Origin of the sequence: Limnohabitans sp. (assembly GCF_046052765.1) — a bacterium.
Lineage (GTDB): Bacteria > Pseudomonadota > Gammaproteobacteria > Burkholderiales > Burkholderiaceae_C > Limnohabitans.
On the sequence record NZ_JAVLFQ010000042.1, the window covers coordinates 1 to 18,445 of the forward strand.

The 18,445-nt window shown below is 52.0% G+C and carries 18 protein-coding genes; 4 read left to right on the top strand and 14 right to left on the bottom strand.

What is annotated here, in order from left to right; all coding sequences use genetic code 11:
* Positions 1–4: 4 nt before the first annotated feature.
* The 7 genes from AC9UG7_RS05115 to hisC all read right to left on the bottom strand — a co-directional run bounded on the left by AC9UG7_RS05115 (position 5) and on the right by hisC (position 5,376).
* Positions 5–223, bottom strand: coding sequence for a DUF433 domain-containing protein (locus tag AC9UG7_RS05115; protein WP_509585091.1), 219 nt, complete (start codon positions 221–223; stop codon positions 5–7).
* Between the two features lie 96 nt (positions 224–319).
* Positions 320–817: a DUF4145 domain-containing protein gene (locus AC9UG7_RS05120; protein ID WP_509585094.1), complete on the bottom strand. Its 498-nt coding sequence runs from the start codon at positions 815–817 to the stop codon at positions 320–322.
* Between the two features lie 592 nt (positions 818–1,409).
* Positions 1,410–2,210 carry an imidazole glycerol phosphate synthase subunit HisF gene (gene hisF, locus AC9UG7_RS05125; RefSeq protein ID WP_509585097.1) on the bottom strand — a complete coding sequence of 267 codons (801 nt, stop codon included), beginning with the start codon at positions 2,208–2,210 and terminating at the stop codon, positions 1,410–1,412.
* A 1-nt stretch (position 2,211) separates the two neighbouring features.
* A complete protein-coding gene (gene hisA, locus AC9UG7_RS05130; protein WP_509585100.1) occupies positions 2,212–2,952 on the bottom strand; it encodes a 1-(5-phosphoribosyl)-5-[(5-phosphoribosylamino)methylideneamino]imidazole-4-carboxamide isomerase in 741 nt (246 codons plus the stop codon).
* A 36-nt stretch (positions 2,953–2,988) separates the two neighbouring features.
* The gene (hisH, locus tag AC9UG7_RS05135; protein WP_509585102.1) at positions 2,989–3,642 is read right to left on the bottom strand and encodes an imidazole glycerol phosphate synthase subunit HisH; all 654 of its coding nucleotides are present in this window, start codon (positions 3,640–3,642) and stop codon (positions 2,989–2,991) included.
* Positions 3,643–3,654: 12 nt separating this feature from the next.
* Entirely contained in the window at positions 3,655–4,248 is a 594-nt protein-coding gene (gene hisB, locus AC9UG7_RS05140; RefSeq protein WP_509585105.1) for an imidazoleglycerol-phosphate dehydratase HisB, read from the bottom strand.
* 21 nt (positions 4,249–4,269) lie between these two features.
* Positions 4,270–5,376 carry a histidinol-phosphate transaminase gene (gene hisC / locus AC9UG7_RS05145; protein WP_509585108.1) on the bottom strand — a complete coding sequence of 369 codons (1,107 nt, stop codon included), beginning with the start codon at positions 5,374–5,376 and terminating at the stop codon, positions 4,270–4,272.
* Positions 5,377–5,535: 159 nt separating this feature from the next.
* Here hisC and AC9UG7_RS05150 point away from each other — a divergent pair, with 159 nt between their 5' ends.
* Both AC9UG7_RS05150 and AC9UG7_RS05155 read left to right on the top strand, forming a co-directional pair.
* Positions 5,536–6,186, top strand: a complete 651-nt coding sequence (locus tag AC9UG7_RS05150) for a 3-keto-disaccharide hydrolase (RefSeq protein WP_509585111.1) — start codon at positions 5,536–5,538, stop codon at positions 6,184–6,186.
* The gene (locus AC9UG7_RS05155; protein WP_509585114.1) at positions 6,183–6,995 is read left to right on the top strand and encodes an endonuclease; all 813 of its coding nucleotides are present in this window, start codon (positions 6,183–6,185) and stop codon (positions 6,993–6,995) included. The genes AC9UG7_RS05150 and AC9UG7_RS05155 overlap by 4 nt, the downstream gene beginning before the upstream one ends.
* A 17-nt stretch (positions 6,996–7,012) precedes the next feature.
* On the opposite strand, the gene AC9UG7_RS05160 is transcribed toward AC9UG7_RS05155, so the two are convergent.
* The 4 genes from AC9UG7_RS05160 to glmU form a co-directional block, all read right to left on the bottom strand.
* Positions 7,013–7,597 (bottom strand): peroxiredoxin, encoded by a 585-nt coding sequence (locus tag AC9UG7_RS05160; protein WP_509585117.1) that lies wholly within the window; start codon positions 7,595–7,597, stop codon positions 7,013–7,015.
* Positions 7,598–7,735: 138 nt separating this feature from the next.
* Positions 7,736–8,593, bottom strand: coding sequence for a hypothetical protein (locus AC9UG7_RS05165; protein WP_509585119.1), 858 nt, complete (start codon positions 8,591–8,593; stop codon positions 7,736–7,738).
* 110 nt (positions 8,594–8,703) lie between these two features.
* Positions 8,704–10,593: a glutamine--fructose-6-phosphate transaminase (isomerizing) gene (glmS, locus tag AC9UG7_RS05170; RefSeq protein WP_509585122.1), complete on the bottom strand. Its 1,890-nt coding sequence runs from the start codon at positions 10,591–10,593 to the stop codon at positions 8,704–8,706.
* A 12-nt stretch (positions 10,594–10,605) separates the two neighbouring features.
* Entirely contained in the window at positions 10,606–11,991 is a 1,386-nt protein-coding gene (glmU, locus tag AC9UG7_RS05175) for a bifunctional UDP-N-acetylglucosamine diphosphorylase/glucosamine-1-phosphate N-acetyltransferase GlmU (RefSeq protein WP_509585125.1), read from the bottom strand.
* On the opposite strand from glmU, the gene AC9UG7_RS05180 reads away from it, so the two are divergent.
* A complete protein-coding gene (locus AC9UG7_RS05180) occupies positions 11,969–12,913 on the top strand; it encodes a DUF6279 family lipoprotein (RefSeq protein ID WP_509585128.1) in 945 nt (314 codons plus the stop codon). The genes glmU and AC9UG7_RS05180 overlap by 23 nt on opposite strands.
* Before the next feature lie 5 nt (positions 12,914–12,918).
* Here AC9UG7_RS05180 and AC9UG7_RS05185 read toward each other — a convergent pair whose 3' ends face one another.
* Positions 12,919–13,899, bottom strand: a complete 981-nt coding sequence (locus tag AC9UG7_RS05185) for an MBL fold metallo-hydrolase (RefSeq protein ID WP_509585131.1) — start codon at positions 13,897–13,899, stop codon at positions 12,919–12,921.
* A gap of 61 nt (positions 13,900–13,960) precedes the next feature.
* Complete coding sequence (locus AC9UG7_RS05190) at positions 13,961–14,542, bottom strand: 5-formyltetrahydrofolate cyclo-ligase (RefSeq protein ID WP_509585134.1); 582 nt, start codon at positions 14,540–14,542, stop codon at positions 13,961–13,963.
* A 40-nt stretch (positions 14,543–14,582) separates the two neighbouring features.
* On the opposite strand from AC9UG7_RS05190, the gene AC9UG7_RS05195 reads away from it, so the two are divergent.
* Complete coding sequence (locus AC9UG7_RS05195) at positions 14,583–16,619, top strand: lytic transglycosylase domain-containing protein (protein ID WP_509585137.1); 2,037 nt, start codon at positions 14,583–14,585, stop codon at positions 16,617–16,619.
* Here AC9UG7_RS05195 and AC9UG7_RS05200 read toward each other — a convergent pair.
* The gene (locus AC9UG7_RS05200) at positions 16,616–18,439 is read right to left on the bottom strand and encodes an ABCB family ABC transporter ATP-binding protein/permease (RefSeq protein ID WP_509585140.1); all 1,824 of its coding nucleotides are present in this window, start codon (positions 18,437–18,439) and stop codon (positions 16,616–16,618) included. The two genes, AC9UG7_RS05195 and AC9UG7_RS05200, sit on opposite strands and share 4 nt — an antisense overlap.
* Positions 18,440–18,445 lie beyond the last annotated feature (6 nt).

The window sequence follows — 18,445 nt, forward strand, 5'->3', positions numbered from 1 at the left end:
CTCATCAAGCAGCAGGCGCATCTGCAGCCAAGCTCTGACGCGCAGCCTCTAGTACAGCTACTGCGCGCTCGCGGGACACAGAAGGAAAGTCCTCAAGGAACTCCTCTAGCGAGGAGGAGCCTTCCAAGTAGTCGAATAAGTTCTTCACGGGGACGCGCGTGCCCGCGAAGCACAGGGCACCACTCATGATTTCAGGGTCTCGCGTGACGATTGCAGAGTCCATAAGCACCTCCAAGGAAAAGAGTTTAGCGCTTGACGCGCTGCAGTCCGGATTTTTGGAGCCTGGCGTCCTGCCGTTTGCTCTCCGCTTCAGCAAGGGTTAGGCCGCGCCCGGTGGCTCTTTCATAGGGCTCTTGCCCGCCTCGGCGAGTTTTGCATTGAGTGCTGAACGACGCGCCGCGGCGACCGCTGGCTGAACATAGTAGAAGTCGAAGAGAAGTTCTAGAACTTCCAGGTTCCATTCGGCTTCCTCGGGTTCAACTGGAACTACTTCACCTGAGTGCTCCGCCTTCTGCACGTGTGCTGCGAAGTTGCCAATGTTTCGAATTGCGTCTAGATTTTCAGCAAGTTGAGGAGGCAATCCTGATGCCAATGCGGCATCAATGGCCTTGCTCAAATTGCTTGAGGTCGAGACGCTCCTTTCTGAAAGTACATGTTGTAAGCAGCGACGACTAAGGGCTGCTGAGGCCTGCGCACTTATCGGAAGTACTGCGGCCGCCTCATTGAAGTCTTGGGCAATCAACTCCGGAACTTCTGGCGGCGCGGGGGGCTTGGCAGCGAGTCGAGGAAAAGCCATGATTTTGTCACCATTGAACATGGTATTTGGATACTTCTGTTGGTACGAAACATATGCGGTTGGCTTTGCGCAGGCTGGACATGTCAACATCGTCGCCTTCCAGAGGCATGTCCAACTCTCGGATCGACCATGCTCACCAAGCGGATAGTCAGTCGGCGCAGGGTGAAAGTTGATTTGGCAATGTGGGCACTTCATGATGGTGATTGTGCGGTCTAACGTTGGCGCTGCTACTTACCTTTCTTTGACGGAGGCGACTTGTTAGGCGTCTTGATTGTTTCCACCACAGACCCCTTCTTGTCTTTTTGTGCTTCCTTCACCGGCTTGAATTGCCCGGTTCCTGCGTCTCTGCCGATTTTCTTGGTTGTCATAGATAAACCCTCCAATATTTTGCTCCCTAGGGCGATTGAGAAAAGAAAAAAGTGATGGGATTGAAACCCAGTAACTCAAATGGAATCTGAATGTAGCATCTAAAACATAATAATGAATACTATTAATTGCATATTTTTATTACTTCAACCGATAAGTAACTCGGCAGTACACGCAGCCAGTATGCAAATCACATCTACATAGGAAGGCTCTTTGTGCTCATAGGCCAAAGATCTTCAGCCCCGTTTCACAACCTCACAGGTATCCCCCGCCTCGCCATATGTTGCTTAGCTTCCCCAACCGTAAATTCACCATAGTGAAAGATGCTCGCCGCCAGCACGGCATCGGCGCCGCCGGTTTGTATGCCGTCGGCCAAATGGTCAAGGTTGCCCACACCACCGGATGCAATCACGGGCACGGGCACGGCGTCGCTCACCGCACGGGTCAGTGCCAAATCAAAGCCCGACTTCGTGCCATCGCGGTCCATGCTGGTCAGCAGTATTTCGCCCGCGCCAAACTCAGCCATTTGCGCGGCCCAAGCCACCGCGTCCAGACCGACGTTTTTGCGGCCGCCGTGGCTGAACACATCCCAGCCCGGGCCCACGGGCACACCATATGAATCCAGCCGCTGTTCTTCAAGCGCAGATCGGCGCTTGGCATCGATGGCGACCACAATGCATTGCGAGCCGTATTTGTCCGAGGCGTCGCGTATCACTTGCGGGTTGGCAATCGCGGCTGAGTTGAAACTGGTTTTGTCGGCGCCAGCGTTCAGCAATCTGCGCACATCTTCAACAGTGCGCACACCGCCGCCCACCGTCAGCGGGATGAAGACCTGCGAGGCCACGGCTTCGATGATGTGCAAGATCACGTCCCGTCCATCGCTGGTGGCTGTGATGTCTAAAAATGTCAACTCATCCGCGCCTTGCGCGTTGTAACGCGCCGCGATTTCCACCGGGTCACCTGCGTCGCGCAACTCCACAAAGTTCACGCCTTTGACCACCCGTCCTGCCGTCACGTCCAGACAGGGAATGATGCGTTTGGCCAGCATGTCAGCCGTTGAGTTCGTCGGCGCGGGCTTGGGCCTTTTCAAAATCGAGGTCGCCGCTGTATATGGCGCGTCCGCAAATCACTCCTTCAATGCCCTCGTCTTCCACCGCGCACAGGCCTTCAATGTCTTTCATGTTGGACAAGCCGCCCGAGGCAATCACTGGAATGGACAAGGCCTGCGCCAGTTTGACCGTGGCTTCGATGTTGATGCCGCTGAGCATGCCATCGCGGCCAATGTCGGTGTAGATGATGGATTCAACACCGTAGTCTTCAAATTTTTTACCCAAATCCACCACTTCATGGCCGGTCATCTTGCTCCAACCGTCGGTGGCGACTTTGCCGTCTTTGGCGTCCAGCCCGACGATGATGTGGCCGCCGAAAGCACTGCAAGCATCTTGCAAAAAGCCAGGGTTTTTCACCGCTGCCGTGCCGATGATGATGTAGCGCACGCCGCCGTCTATGTATTTTTCAATCGTGTCCAAATCGCGGATACCGCCACCGAGCTGCACCGGTATGTCGTCGCCGACCGCTTTCAAGATGCTGCGAATGGCGCTGTAGTTTTGCGGCTTGCCTGCGAACGCCCCGTTCAAGTCAACCAGATGCAAACGCCTGGCACCCTTGGCAACCCACTGCAACGCCATATCAGCTGGGTTTTCGCTGAAGATGGTGGATTGATCCATGTCGCCTTGAATAAGGCGAACACAATGACCGTCTTTCAGGTCAATCGCGGGAATGAGCAACATATGAAGTGGTGGTGGCAGTCAATGACGGTAAGGTCTTCAAGGTGACCAAGACAAAAAATTGCGATAAAGCATCAAACCCATGTCAGCGCTTTTTTCAGGATGAAACTGGGTTGCGAAAATATTATCCCTTGAAACCGCTGAGGTAAAGGCCTGACCGTAGTCGGTTACCCCTGCTGTGTGGCGCACATCTAACGGCTTGGCATAAAAACTGTGCACAAAATAGAAATAACTGTTGTCGGGCACGTCTGACCATAGTGGGTGCGGACTTGCCTGACGGACACGGTTCCAGCCCATTTGCGGTACTTTGAAACGGCTGCCGTCGGGTTGGAGTTGGCCGGCTAGTTCGAATTTCACCACTTCACCGGGAATCAAGCCCAGGCAAGCTGTACCGCCAGCGTCGCCTTCGGCGCTGTGGTCCAGCAACATTTGCATGCCCACACACACACCGAACAAAGGTTTATATGCGGCCGCATGCAGCACCTCGGGCAGCAAGCCGCTGTCGTGCAACTCGCGCATGCAGTCGCGCATGGCACCTTGACCAGGCAGCACGACGCGGTCTGCTTGACGCACTTGTTGGGGGTCTGAGGTGATGATGACGTCGACACCACTGCCGTGGGCTGCCGCCATGACAGCCTGCGCCACCGAGCGCAAATTGCCCATGCCGTAATCGATGACCGCGACGCTTGCCATAGAGGTGAAGGCTTAGAGCGAACCTTTGGTAGAAGGAATCATGCCCACTGAACGGGGGTCGAGTTCGGTCGCCGCGCGCAGCGCCCGTCCGAATGCTTTGAACACCGTCTCGGCTTGGTGGTGGGCGTTTTCACCGCGCAAATTGTCAATGTGCAAAGTGACATAGGCGTGGTTGACAAAGCCTTGGAAAAACTCAAACGCCAGTTGTGAATCGAACTGGCCAATCATGCCGCTCTTGAAAGGTACATGCATTTCCAAGCCGGGGCGGCCGGAGAAATCGACCACCACGCGGCTAAGCGCTTCATCCAAAGGCACGTAAGCGTGTCCATAACGGCGAATGCCTTTTTTATCGCCGACGGCTTGCGCCACCGCTTGGCCCAATGTGATGCCCACGTCTTCCACCGTGTGGTGTCCGTCGATATGCAAGTCACCAGTCGCTTTGATGCTGAGGTCGATCAGACCATGACGCGCGATCTGATCTAGCATGTGATCAAAAAATCCTATACCGGTGGATAAATCGGATTGACCCGTACCGTCGAGATTGACCCGCACTTGAATTTGGGTTTCCTTGGTGTCGCGGTGAACTTCGGCAATGCGTTGTGTCATAAGAATATTCTGTGGATGAAATCAGGCCTGTGAAGCCAGTATCTCTTTCAGCGCGGCGAGCAACTGGTCGTTTTCTGTCGAAGTGCCTACGGTGATACGCAGGCAACGGTGCAACACTGCATGCATTTTAGAAACGTTCTTGACCAAAATATTTTTGGCTTTCAGGGCAGCGAAAACGCGTGAGGCCACCTCGTCATCGCCGCTTAAACGCAGCAGCATCATATTGGCTTGACTGGGGTACACAGTCACACTTGGCATGGTCGCCAATTGCGTTGCCAAGCGCTGGCGTTCATGGCAAATGCTTTGCGCCTGCAGTGCAAACACATCTGCATGCTCCAGTGCAAACAACGCGCATTCGGCGTTCAGCACACTGATGTTGTAAGGCGGGCGGATTTTTTCTAACTGTTGAATCACTTCAGTGCGCGCCATCATGTACCCAATACGCACGCCCGCCAGTCCATACTTGGAGAGTGTGCGCATCAACAACACTTGGGCGTTGGCATGCGGGTCTGTTTGAATTTCGGTCAGCCAGGATTCAGAAGAAAACGGCTGATAGGCTTCGTCCAGCACCACCCAAGCTCCATAGGCAGAAACCTGTGCAATCAGCCGACGAATAACCTGCGCATCCCACAAATTGGCGGTGGGGTTGTTGGGATAGGCCAGATAAACAATCGCCGGTTGGTGCTTGGCGATGGCTTCGGTCATAGCAGGTTCGTCGAGTTCGAAATCGTCCCGCAATGAAACTGGCACATAGGTCAGGCCTTGCAATTTGGCGCTCATGGCGTACATCACAAAGCCTGGTTCTGGCGCCAGAATGCTGGCTCCAGGCAAGTGGCAGGCCATGGACAGCAGGGAAATCAATTCGTCCGAGCCGTTACCCAACATCAATTGGTAGCCCTCGGGCAAACCAGTGTGTTGCGCGATAGCAAGCTTTAAGTCTTGGATGCGGCTACCTGGGTAGCGATTCACTGCCACGGTACCCAAGCGCTCACCCAATTGCGCTTGCAACGTGGCAGATAAGCGGTGGGGATTTTCCATCGCATCCAACTTGACCATGCCGACGGCGTCTTGCACGCTATAGGCCTGCATGTCCTGCAAGTCGTGGCGGATGTGTTTTAAATAGCTCATTGTGTGCACAAATTATAGTCACGCCTCGACAGAAAGCTTGCTGTCATGTTCTGGCTAAGCATAAATCCCCGGGTATTTCTTCGATGGAACGTGCAGAATGGCTTACAAAGGGTAAATGCCATATTGCACTGCCCCAACCTGCTGCGCAAAGGAAACTGTATGCACCTCTCTCTGACCACACGCCATGCGTGCTCACTGCTCGCTGTCATGGCCTGTCTGACTTTGTCTGCTTGCAGTAACTTGCAAGAATGGACGTCGTCATTGAACTTGCCCACAACTTCCACCAACAGCTCTGTTTCACCTGTTGTTGAGCTGCTCAACGGCAATGACTTGAATGCATGGAAACCCATAGGTAATGCAAACTGGCGCTTACAAGACCGGGTGGTGCAAGCCGAATTGGGTGACGGTTTTTTAGTGACACGCGCGAGTTATCAAAATTTTCATTTAGTCGCTGAATTCTGGGTCGACGACGAAGCCAACAGCGGTATTTTTTTTCGATGCGCAGATGCCAACCTGATCAACGACAAAAACGCCTATGAAGCCAATATTTACGATAAAAGACCCGATCCAGCCTACGGCACAGGGGCAGTTGTGAATATTGCCAAATCACTTGTGCAACCCAATATCAAAGCTGGCGGACATTGGAATACCTACGACATCACAGTGATCAATAACCACATCCAACTGGTACTCAATGGCCAAACCACGGTGGATGTCAAAGACGACACCCATACAGCTGCCGGCCCTATCGCGTTGCAATACAACAAAGGCGTGGTGAAATTCAGAAAGCTCTCGATTCAAACTTTGTGAACGAACAACTCAACACGGATGCACTACCGCGCGCACCAGGGGTGTATGTGTTTTACGGCGACTCTGCATTGCCTTTGTACATAGGCAAAAGCGTAGACATTCGCTCGCGTGTCTTATCTCACCTGCGCAATCCTGATGAAGTGCGCATGTTGTCTCAAACACGTAGAGTGGAAACCATTGAAACTGCCGGGGAAATCGGTGCACTGCTGCTTGAGTCTCAAATGATCAAAGCGCACAGTCCTTTGTACAACCAGCGCTTGCGACGGGTCAAAAAACTGTGCAGTCTGCAACTGGTCAGTGAGAGTCAAGGCGACAAAGTGCTGTGGGTCGACGAACAAACCGTTCAACCAGGTGTCACTCCTGATCTTTATGGCTTGTTTTCTTCTCGTAAAGCAGCCAAGGACAAACTTCAATCATTGGCGCAACAACACCGCTTGTGCCTGCAACTGCTGGGGCTTGAACCCGTCAACCATCGCGGCTGTTTCGGCTGGCAAACCAAGCAATGCGCTGGTGTTTGCATCGGACAAGAGTCACGCGCCGACCATGACCACCGTATGCGCCTGGCTTTACAGGATTTGCAAGTTCATACTTGGCCGTTCCAAGGCACAGTGGATTTGTTAGAACAACGAGGCAGTTGGCTGCAAAAACACCGCGTGCGCAACTGGAATTACTTGGGCACGTGGTGCTCAAAGAAAAACGGCTTTATTCATTTGGAATTGAACACCATCGGTTTTGATGCAGACTCTTACCAGATTTTGCTTAAACCGGTTTTATTGCAAACATTGCAGACCCAAAGCGTGGCGCAGTGATGTTTAACCAGCAGCCGTCAACCGCCAGTTGATGTGCTCTTTGGATTGGAATGGTTTTTGAGCCAATCCACCGCCCAAGGCGCATCACTGTTGCTGGGAAATATGGGGTATTTCACCGCAACCACAGAGCCGTCACAGGCAATGAATGTGAGCCGCTTCAATAAATGCATGCCACTGGTATGAAATGTGGGTAAACGCAAGGCCTGAGAAAACCTCATGGCGTGGTCACTCAATACCGCAAAAGGTAAATGCAGTCGGTCTGCCATTTCCTGTTGGTAGTCGGTACTTTGGGTACTGAGACCGAAAACCTGTGCGCCAAGGTCGTGGAGTTCGTCGAAATGATCTCGGTAAGCCATGTTTTGCGGTGTACAACCGCGCGCACCCGGAATTTCGTCCCAACCCGGTGGCAACGGCACACCTGGCTGTCCGGTCATCGGGTAACAGTAAATCACGACATACCCAGCAAGCTGAGCCAAATCTACATGACTTGCTTGGGTTGAAGGCAAGGAAATACTTGGCAAACGCGAACCCACGAGGTGATCGGATGCACCATCGTCTTGGGGTGTTGGCAGGTTATCGGGGGTGCTGGCGTAATCTTTCATGCGCAATTCCATATTAAAAATTTATAACACTTGAATGTACAAAAAAATACAATAAAGTATTTTATAGTTTTAATTACAGTGGCTTAACTAAGGCGCATTCCATACCAACAATGACAGCCTGCTTGTCAGCAGATGGGATTAGTTGACTTCAAGTTGCGAAGCCGTTCCCGTGTTGATTATTTCAGCGATCACTTTCATCACTTCTTTTTCTTTTCCTCTGAACCCATGTTCTGTGAAAGCTTTACATGGCCGGCCTTCGAAATCTGATCCGCCTGTCACAGTTACCAGTGGAAGATTGAATTTTTTTGAAATGGATTTTGCCGATGAATAGGTCGTCAGCGTACAAGGATCGTTTTGATGGTGAATAAAAAACTGAGGAATTGGGGCTTTTTTATAGTCAAACCCGCCTAGTTCTCGGTACGAGTTTTTTGCATAGGGTTCAGTAATGGTTGCAGTGTGAATTGCGCCAGCATAGGCCTGAGAATCATGCATGGGCATGAAGGACGAAGATACAGTACCCATGCTTGTCCCCACCAACCAGACATCCTTGATAGATGGCACTTGTTTCTTCACTTCGTTGATCAACTTTTGCACATCTTGCTGACGTTCCTTTGATGCTTGATAGCTACTTGTACATTCATCAGAGCTTTCAGATTGGCAATCAATCACCAAGGTGGCTATCGTTTCATCAGTTAACCATCGACGCGCCCGAATCAAAAAGTTTCCAGTTAATTTTGATGAAACCATCACACCGTTTTCCACCACTGGCCTGACCACCGAAGGACTGCCAGGCAATAAAACCGCAAGTTTGCTTGGTTTATCAACGCCTATTTTTGTAGAAAAAACACCGACTTGTTTTTTGGTTTCAGTCAGATCGACGACAACCAACCATTCCTTGAGACCTTGGGCATGGTTTGGAACACCTTGCGCGTTTGATAAGTCAGTAATGCCTATAAAGCAAACTGACGTAACGACAGCAGCAATCAGTTTTCTCATGGTGAAACCTTTCAGATAAAGCAGTAAATTTCTTTGACAGCCATTAGGTCGTTTCGTTCGGGGGCAAATTGAAACGCTAAGACCAATACCTTGCATACCCCCCAGCCAACTTACTCCACGGTGACGCTTTTCGCCAAGTTTCTCGGCTTATCCACGTCCGTGCCTCTGGCGCAAGCGGTGTGATAAGCGAGCAACTGCAATGGCACCACGTGCAACAACGGAGACAAGGCGCCATAGTGCTCAGGCATGCGAATCACATGCAGACCTTCATCCGATTGAATGCGCGTATCCGCATCTGCCAGCACATACAACACACCGCCGCGCGCGCGTACTTCTTGTAAATTGCTTTTCAGTTTTTCAAGCAATGCATCGTTTGGCGCCACCGTCACCACGGGCATGGCGCTAGTGACCAGTGCAAGTGGACCATGTTTAAGCTCACCAGCAGGATAAGCCTCGGCATGTATGTAGCTGATCTCTTTCAACTTCAACGCACCTTCCAATGCGATGGGGTAATGCATGCCTCGCCCCAAAAACAAAGCGTTTTCCTTATCGGCAAAATCCTGCGCCCAGGCGATGAGTTGCGGCTCCAAGGCCAGCACACTTTGCAAAGCCACTGGCAAATGCCGCATGGCTTTGAGATGTTGTGCTTCTGCGCTTTCGCTCAAGCGATGTTTGGTTTTGGCAAGTGCCAGCGACAATAAAAACAAACCTGCCAACTGAGTAGTGAACGCCTTGGTGGACGCCACACCAATTTCAACACCGGCGCGCGTGATGTAAGCCAGTTTGCATTCGCGCACCATGGCCGAGGTGGACACATTGCATATGGTCAATGTTTGATTCATTCCAAGGCTTTGTGCGTGCTTCAAGGCGGCCAAGGTGTCTGCGGTTTCACCCGACTGTGTGATGGTGACCACCAGCGTGCGCGCATGAGGCACGCTGTCGCGGTAGCGGTATTCACTGGCCACCTCGACCTGACACGGAATGTGTGCCATCGACTCAAGCCAGTACTTCGCCACACAACCACTGTAATAACTGGTACCGCAAGCCAAGATCAGCACAGAGTCTATGTCTGCAAAAACGCGGGCGGCTTCACCCGGGCGCAGCGGGTGGTCGAATAAATCAGGCACGATGCCTTCGATACCTTCCAGCGTATCGGCGATGGCACGCGGTTGCTCGAAAATTTCTTTTTGCATGTAGTGACGGTAAGGGCCGAGTTCTGCGGCGCCACTGTGTGCCTGAACGGTGAGCACATCACGCTGAACTTTTTGATGCGTCGAGTCATACAGTGTGAAGTTGTGTAACTGCAGATCGACCACATCGCCTTCAGCGAGGTAAACGATTTGGTCAGTCACACCAGCCAAGGCCATGGCATCACTGGCTAAAAAATTTTCACCCTTACCGACACCCAAAATGAGGGGAGAACCTGCTCTGGCACCGATCACACGATGCGGTTCGTCGCGGGCGATGACGGCAATGGCAAACGCGCCCTGTAACTGCGCAATCGCCTGAGTGACCGCTTGCAACAAATCGCCAAGGTACAAAGAATCTATCAAATGCACCATCACCTCGGTATCAGTTTGACTGACAAACACATAGCCTTTGGCTTGCAATTGCAGACACAGTTCTTCGTGGTTTTCAATGATGCCGTTGTGTACCAAGGCGATGCGTGCATCTGAGTCGCTGGCAGACAAGCCAGGGCCGTGGCTAAAGTGCGGATGCGCGTTATGAACCGCAGGCGCACCATGAGTAGCCCAGCGCGTATGGGCAATCCCGGTCTTGCCAGCTAGCCCGCCTGAAGAATCGTTGACCTGTGCCACCAGCTCGGCCACACGAGAGGTGCTGCGAGCGCGTTGCAAACCGACAGCTTGTTCGAGTTGCGCTATATCTGCGTTGACGGCCACGCCGCAAGAGTCATAGCCTCTGTACTCCAGACGTTGCAGGCCTTGCACCAGCACAGGAACAATGTTGCGGGTAGAAACCGCGCCGACGATGCCACACATAGACTCTGTCCTTTATTTATTTTTTTTCACTGGACGCTGCCAGTTCGATATGCTGATTTGCTTGCCACGTGCAACAGTCAATGCGCCAGCGGCTGTATCCTTGGTAATCACCGAACCTGCGCCCACAGTACCACCCGCACCCAAGCTCAACGGCGCGACCAGCACACTGTTACTGCCCACGTGAACATCGGCTTGAATGATGGTCTGGTGTTTGTTTGCACCGTCATAGTTTGCCGTGATAACACCCGCGCCGTAGTTGACCCGTTCACCGACGATGGCGTCCCCCAGATAAGCCAGATGGTTGGCTTTAGCGCCCTTGGCCAAGGTGCTGTTTTTCACCTCTACAAAGTTACCTATATGCACTTCGTCGCCCAATATGGCGCCAGGTCTTAAGCGAGCAAAAGGTCCGATGCGCGCGCCACTGCCGATTCGAACACCTTGGACTTCGCCGTCAATATGTGAAAAGGGCAGCACTTGTGAACCTGCACCAATATCTGCATTGGCAATCACGCAATTTGCCCCAATGCTGACGCCTTCGCCCAAGCTGACATGGCCTTCAAAAACACAATTGACATCGATGTCGACATCAGCGGCGCAGACCAGTTGACCGCGCACATCTAAACGCGCAGGATCTGCCAATCGCACGCCTTGCTGCATCAACTGTTGCGCTTGTAAATGCTGGTAAGTGCGCTCCAGTGCGGCTAATTGAACGGGCGTATTCACGCCCTCCACTTGCCAAGCTTGGTCGATGCAATAAGCTTGCACTTCATGGCCATCGGCGACAGCAAACTTGACCACATCGGTCAAATAAAACTCGCCTTGGGAATTGTTGTTATCCAATCGTGCCAGCCATGTCCTCAACAAGTGGGTGGGCACAGCCATGATGCCGCTGTAAATTTCTTGGATGCGCCGAAGTTCATCTGTCGCATCTTTTTCTTCAACAATGGCTGTCACTTGTTGTTCGAGTCCACGCACGATGCGGCCGTAACCGCTGGGATTCGGGGTTTGCAGGGTCAACAATGACAGGTGGTTGGAGTCGCATAGTTGCAACAAAGCTTGCAACGTCTGGGCTTGTATCAAAGGCACATCGCCCGATAAAATTAGAGTAATGCCATCGTCTTGCAACAACGGCATCGCCTGCTGGACGGCATGCCCAGTGCCCCATTGCGGCATTTGCCGCACTGTTTGCAGACTGGACTGTGGCGACAGTAAGGCCTCCACCTGTTCTGCCCCATGACCGGTGATCACCACCGTTCGCCGCGCTTGAACTTGTTGTGCCGTGTCGATCACGTGCTGCAGCAAAGCCCTACCGCCCAATCGGTGCAGAACTTTAGGCATACTGCTCTTCATGCGGGTGCCTTTGCCCGCTGCCATGATGACTACATCAATCTTTGACATGCATGTGATTCCCTCTATTTATGCAATTATCAATCAGCGCCTACACCTGCTGCCCAGGCTGGCCAAACTGACGGCTCTGGGCTGGTTGCTGTCGCTGTCTGGTTGCAGTCTGGTGGTGACCGGCTACAACAATGCACCAAATTTGCTGATGTTTTTATGGATCAATCCGCATGTCGATTTGAATGCGGCGCAGGAAAAGCAAACGCTGGCTGATTTAAAGATCACGCTGGAATGGCACCGCCAAAACCAACTGCCGCTGTATGTGGATACGCTCAAACAAATACAAGAATTGGCAAAGGGTGACGTCAGCGCAGAGCAAGTCTGCGCCATAGCAGACGTCATCACCGACAGCCTGGATCCATTGATTGAGCAATTTGAAGTGCCGTTGACCCAACTTGCTTTGAGCTTGAATGCCGATCAACTGCGCACGCTGAAACGCAAATACGAACAAGATCTGAAAGATTACCGCAAAGAATGGAAGCTGGATGCGTCCCGCGACAAGCAACTCGATGTGCAAGTCGACAAAGGGCAAACGAATGCGGAGCGTTTTTACGGCAGCTTAAGTACAGCTCAGGAAAAATTATTGCGTCAACTCGCGCAAGACTCCGGCTATGAGCCCGAACGCACATTTGCCGAACGGGTGCGTCAACAAAAAGAAAGTCTGGCGCTGCATGAGCGGATTTTGAACACCCAACCGGAAGCGGCAGAAGCGAAAGCCATGGTTCGCCAATGGCTGCAAAGCAGTTTGCATTCATCCGACCCCGCATATGCCGCTTATCTGAAAAAACGCAAACGCACCAATTGCGAAGCCGCGGCACAGTTTCACAACATAACCACCGCCAAACAACGCGAACACATGATGAAAACGCTCAAAAACTATGAATCGGATGTGCGGGCTTTGATGCGCTACAAAGCCTCATGAACCGATCAAGCTTGTAGAGAAGCCCACATTTCCTTGTCGCGCTCGGCTGTCCAAATACGCGGATTGACGATACCTTTGGCTTCGTCATAGGCACGGCTGACATCAAACGGCAGGCAATGCTCGTAAATAAAAACCTTACCGAACACTGGATCCATGTGCTTTCGGGTCAAAGCCATGGCCGCTTTCAAATCCATGTTGTGCGCCACCGCCTCTTTGCCGCAGGCAAACAAAGTTTCCACCCACTCGCGGGTGTAGTCCAGTGATAGATTGACATTGGCATTGCCGATCATGGCTTCGCCGCGACCGGGCACGATCGCTTCTGCGTTTAAACCGCGCAAGGCTTCCAATGTGGTTGGCCATTCAGCCAAATGCGCGTCACCCGTGTAAACACCTGCTTGGTATTCCACCAGATCGCCGCTGAACAAAACTTTTTCAGCTTCCACCCAAGCAATGGTGTCACCGCGCGTATGGCCTGCACCGGGATGCCAGATATCGACGCTCACACCACCTAAATCCAAACGGATGCTGCCATGTCTGCCGGGTTTGCCGTCGCCGAACACCAATGTCGGCCAAGTCAAACCGGGCACACTGTCTGCACCTCTGAACAAACGTGGAAAGCGGTCCATTTCGCTTTGCATGTCCTCGGCACCGCGCTCGACAATCAGGTCAAAGGTGCCCTTGCTGGCAATGATTTCAGTCGCGCCTTCAGCCACATAAGCGCTGGCACCGAGAACACGCACCGCATGGTAGTGCGTCAACAATACATATTTAATGGGTTTATCACTGACCGCGCGAATACGCGCAATCAAATCTTGCGCCATCAACGGGGTGGCCGTGGTGTCGCTCACCAGTATGTATTTGTCACCGATGATGACACCGGAATTCGGGTCACCCTCTGCGGTATAGGCCCAGCAATGCTGACTGAGTTGGGTGAAACTGATTTTTTTATCGCTCAGATCGCTCTGACTGGCAAACGCTTTGGACATGGCACACCTGTGTGTAGGAGGGAATGCCCCATCATAAGCAAGTTACGCAACAGATCAGTGCTTATGAAAAATGGGTAGGCCAGACCACGCCGTTTTCATTCAGCAATGCATCCAACGGTAAGTCATGCGGTTCAGGCTCCATGTCTTCGATGAAGCCGCCGGTGAAGCCCAATCCCACACTGAAAGGTTTAGGCTGCAACTGCGCAAGCGTGCGGTCATAAAAACCGCCGCCGTAACCCAAGCGGTAACCGCCGGCTCCATAGCCCACACAGGCCACAAACAACAAAGTCGGCACGACCACTTCCGTGTCTTTGGGTTTGGGAATGTTGTAGGCGTCCTCTTCCATGTCGCAGCCCGGGTACCAGGCATGAAACGTCAACGTCTTGGTCACTTTATCAACCACCGGCAGGCCGATACGGCGTAGCACCGGGTCATCCAGCAATTCGCCGTCTTCTTTCCATCGATGCAAAGCTGGCAAAGGATCAAATTCACCTTTGATTGGCCAGTAAGCGCCAATCACTGTGTCTTTGCGGTCGAACAACCAGATGCGCAAAACGCGTTGCAACATATCGGAACGTTCAGCACGATCCGGCAAATCCAAACGCTCTTGAATCAATTGTTTGCGAAGGGCTTTTTTGTCCATGGGAGAATGAAGGCCTTATGTCAGGTGTCTTCATTGTGTCATGCTCTCAAATCTGAACCGCTGCTGTGCCGTTTTTCTTTGCAGTGGCCTGCTTTTCAGCCACAGCACCCTGACTCTCGCCGCCAGCCTGAGTCCCTCGCCCGACAGAACAGACCAAGTCTTGATAGACATGTCGTCTGCGTTCACTCATAACGACAGAAAAAAACTCTCACAACTGCTGCCTCAGGCCAAGGGCCATATTTTGGAGCCGTGGGCGGCATATTGGGAATTGCGCGTGCGACTCGGCGATGCCAGCGACAGCGAAATCAAAGAGTTTTTGAATAAATACGCCGGTACTTACCAGGAAGACCGGATGCGCTATGACTGGCTACTGGTATTGGCGCAACGCCAAGAGTGGACGCAATTCGAACGTGAATACGAACTCTACCGCATGCATGACGACAAAGAGGTGGCGTGTTACGCGAATTGGTTGCAAAGTAACCACAAGAAATTTGAAGGTACTGCAACCCAAGAAGAATTCATCCGGCAAACATGGCTGTCCTTGCGCAATAGCGATGAAGGATGCACCTATGCATTTGAACAATTGCTTTTGGCCAAACGTGTCAATGCTTTGGATGCATGGCGCAAAGCACGTTTCATGATCGAAATCAATCGCAAACCGCCTGCGCGTGATGCCTTGCACATGGTGTCGGGCCAAAGCATGTCGAGGCTGGATGAGTTGATGACCAATCCAACGCGTTTTCTACAACAACGTGCGACTTCTTTAGGCAAAGAATCCCCAGAATGGATGACCTTGGCCTTGGTCAAACTCGCCGCCAATGACCAGTCTGCTGCGATCAAACAAATCAATACCAACAAAGCGATCAAACTTCTCAATGCAGAGCAATTGTCATGGCTTTGGGCAGTGATTGGGCGTCAATCCGCGATGGACTTTGACAGCAAAGCCGTTGAGTATTTTGAGGCCTCTGGAAATGGTCAAGGGCTACCGGATGAGTTACTGGCATGGAAAGTTCGCGCCGCTTTGAGAAGCGAGGGAAAGCCAAACTGGAACATGGTCGAGTCTGCCATCAACGCCATGAGCCCAGCAGCACAAAAAGACGCGGCCTGGGTATATTGGCGCGCACGAGCACTTATTGCCAGACAACCCACATCCACCACTGCCATGCCGCAAGCATTGATGGCGCTCCAAAGCATTGCTGGCACCCAAGGGTTTTATGAACAACTTGCATTGGAAGAATTAGGTCAAAAAATAACATTGCCCACTCGTCCGACAGCGCCTACTTCAGCCGAGATGGAAGCGGCCAAAGCCAATCCGAGTTTGCAACGTGCCTACCATGCTATCCGGATAGGTATGCGGTCTGAGGGCGTGCGCGAGTGGAATTACGCCGCAGGTCTGGTAGATGCACAAGGTAAGCGCGGTCGTATGAATGACAGGGAAAAAAATGCCGTGGCGCAATGGGCTTGCGAGCTTGAAATCTGGGACCGCTGTATCAGCAGCAGCGAACGCACACAACAATTTGATGTGAACCATCGCTATCCCATGCCATACCGTGAGGAGGTGTTGTCACGAACACGTGATATCAATTTAGAAACTGCCTTTGTTTATGGCTTGATCCGGCAAGAGAGTCGCTTCATCATCAACGCAAAGTCAGTTGTCGGCGCAAGCGGTTTGATGCAAGTCATGCCGCGTACTGCCAAATGGACGGCCAAGAAGTTGGGTATGAAAAATTTTCAAGTTGATCAATTGAATCAACGCGACACCAATATTGCCATAGGCACCGGATACCTTAAGTTGATATTGGACAATTTTCATGGCTCCATGCCCATGGCTGCTGCTGCCTATAACGCAGGGCCAAGCAGACCACGCAAATGGCGCAACGGCCCCCAACTGGAAGGCGCCATATGGGCTGAATGCATTCCCTTTAACGAAACCCGTGACTATGTCAAAAAGGTGATGAGCAACACCACCATGTATGCAGCAGTGATCAGCGGTGAACCGCAATCCTTAAAGGCGCGTCTGGGCAAGGTGGGTCCTCGTGACAAGGACGAACCGCCCGAAGACAACGAGTTGCCTTAAACCTGTTCTTCTTGGCTTTGTTGCAGCGCCCACATCTGCGCGTACCGACCATTGGTAGCCAGCAATTGGGCGTGCGTACCACGCTCAATAATGCGTCCGCTATCGAGCACCACAATCTCATGCGCGTCCACCACTGTAGACAATCGGTGCGCAATGACCAGCGTGGTTTTGTTGAATGCCGCTTCCCGTAACTCGGCTTGTATGGCACGTTCGTTGCTGCTATCGAGCGCAGAGGTGGCTTCATCAAAAATCAATATGGCTGGGTTCTTCAACAAAGTACGTGCGATGGCTACCCTTTGCTTTTCACCGCCAGATAACTTCAAACCGCGCTCACCCACCATGGTTTCATAGCCTAAAGGAGTGGACACAATAAATTCATGGATACGCGCAGAGTTGGCGGCATCTTCCACCTGCTGGCGGGTAGCCGAGGTATTGCCGTAGGCGATGTTGTAGTAGACCGTGTCGTTGAACAACACCGTGTCTTGCGGCACGATGCCTATAGCTTGTCGCACACTGTTTTGTGTCAGTTGTCTCAGTTCATGGCCATCAATTCTGATGGCTCCCTCTTGAACATCGTAAAAGCGAAACAACAAGCGTGCCAACGTCGATTTGCCTGAACCAGAGGGGCCGACCACCGCCACGGTCTTGCCGGCAGGAATGGTCAGGCTGATGCCATGCAATATAGGTCGATCAGGTTCATAAGCAAAATGCACATTCTCAAATCGCACCTCTGGCGGGCTTTGCAATTTCAATATGTGCGCCGACTTGCTGTCAGCAACTTCACGGTTTTTTTCCAACAACATGAACATGCGATCCAAGTCGGTCAGGCTTTGTTTGATCTCGCGGTAAATCACACCTAAAAAATTCAACGGAATATAAAGTTGAATCATGAAGGCATTGATCATCACCAAGTCCCCCAGACTCATGCGTCCTTGCACCACACCTTCCGTGGCTCGCCACAGCATCGCCACCAAGGCAACCGCGATGATGAGTTGCTGTCCTATGTTGAGCGCACTCAAGGAGTTTTGAGCCTTGATTCTTGCGCGCCGAAGCTTGTTCAGACTTTCGTCGTAGCGCGAAGCTTCAAACGCCTCATTGCCAAAATACTTGACAGTTTCATAGTTCAACAGTGAGTCAATCGCCCGCGTATGTGCACTCGAATCAAATTCATTGACTTGCTTTCGGAACTGGGTGCGCCATTCCGTGAGAGTCACCGTGAAATAAATATAAAGCGCCAAAGCCAGCAAAGTGATGATGGCATACCACTTGTCAAACTTCACCCCGAGAATACTCAACACCAGCACCACCTCGATCAAGGTTGGCACGATGCTGTAGAGCGAATAAGCTATCAAAGATTCAATACCTCTGACACCGCGTTCAATATCGCGACTCATACCGCCGGTTTGCCGCTCCAGATGAAAACGCAAACTCAAATTGTGTAAGTGCTCAAATGTTTGCAATGCAATTTTGCGCGCCGCGCCTTGTGTGGCTGCTGCAAAAACCAACTCTCGTAATTCCGTGAATCCAGAAACAGACAATCGCAACAGTCCATAACCCACCAGCAACGCCAAGGGCACTACCACTGCGATTTGCACACCACTTGGTTGAGGCGTCATCGCATCAATCAATTCTTTCAACAACAAAGGCACACCAACGTTAGCCAGTTTGGCGCCAACCATGAAAGACAGTGCCGCTATGACCCGCCATTTGTATTCCCACAAGTAGGGAAATAAGCGTTTGAGGGTCACCCAATCGGAGGTGGTCTGCTGGGTGGCAGAAGAAGCGGATACAACTGGAGAAGAGGAGGCGTGGTGACGCATAAAGCA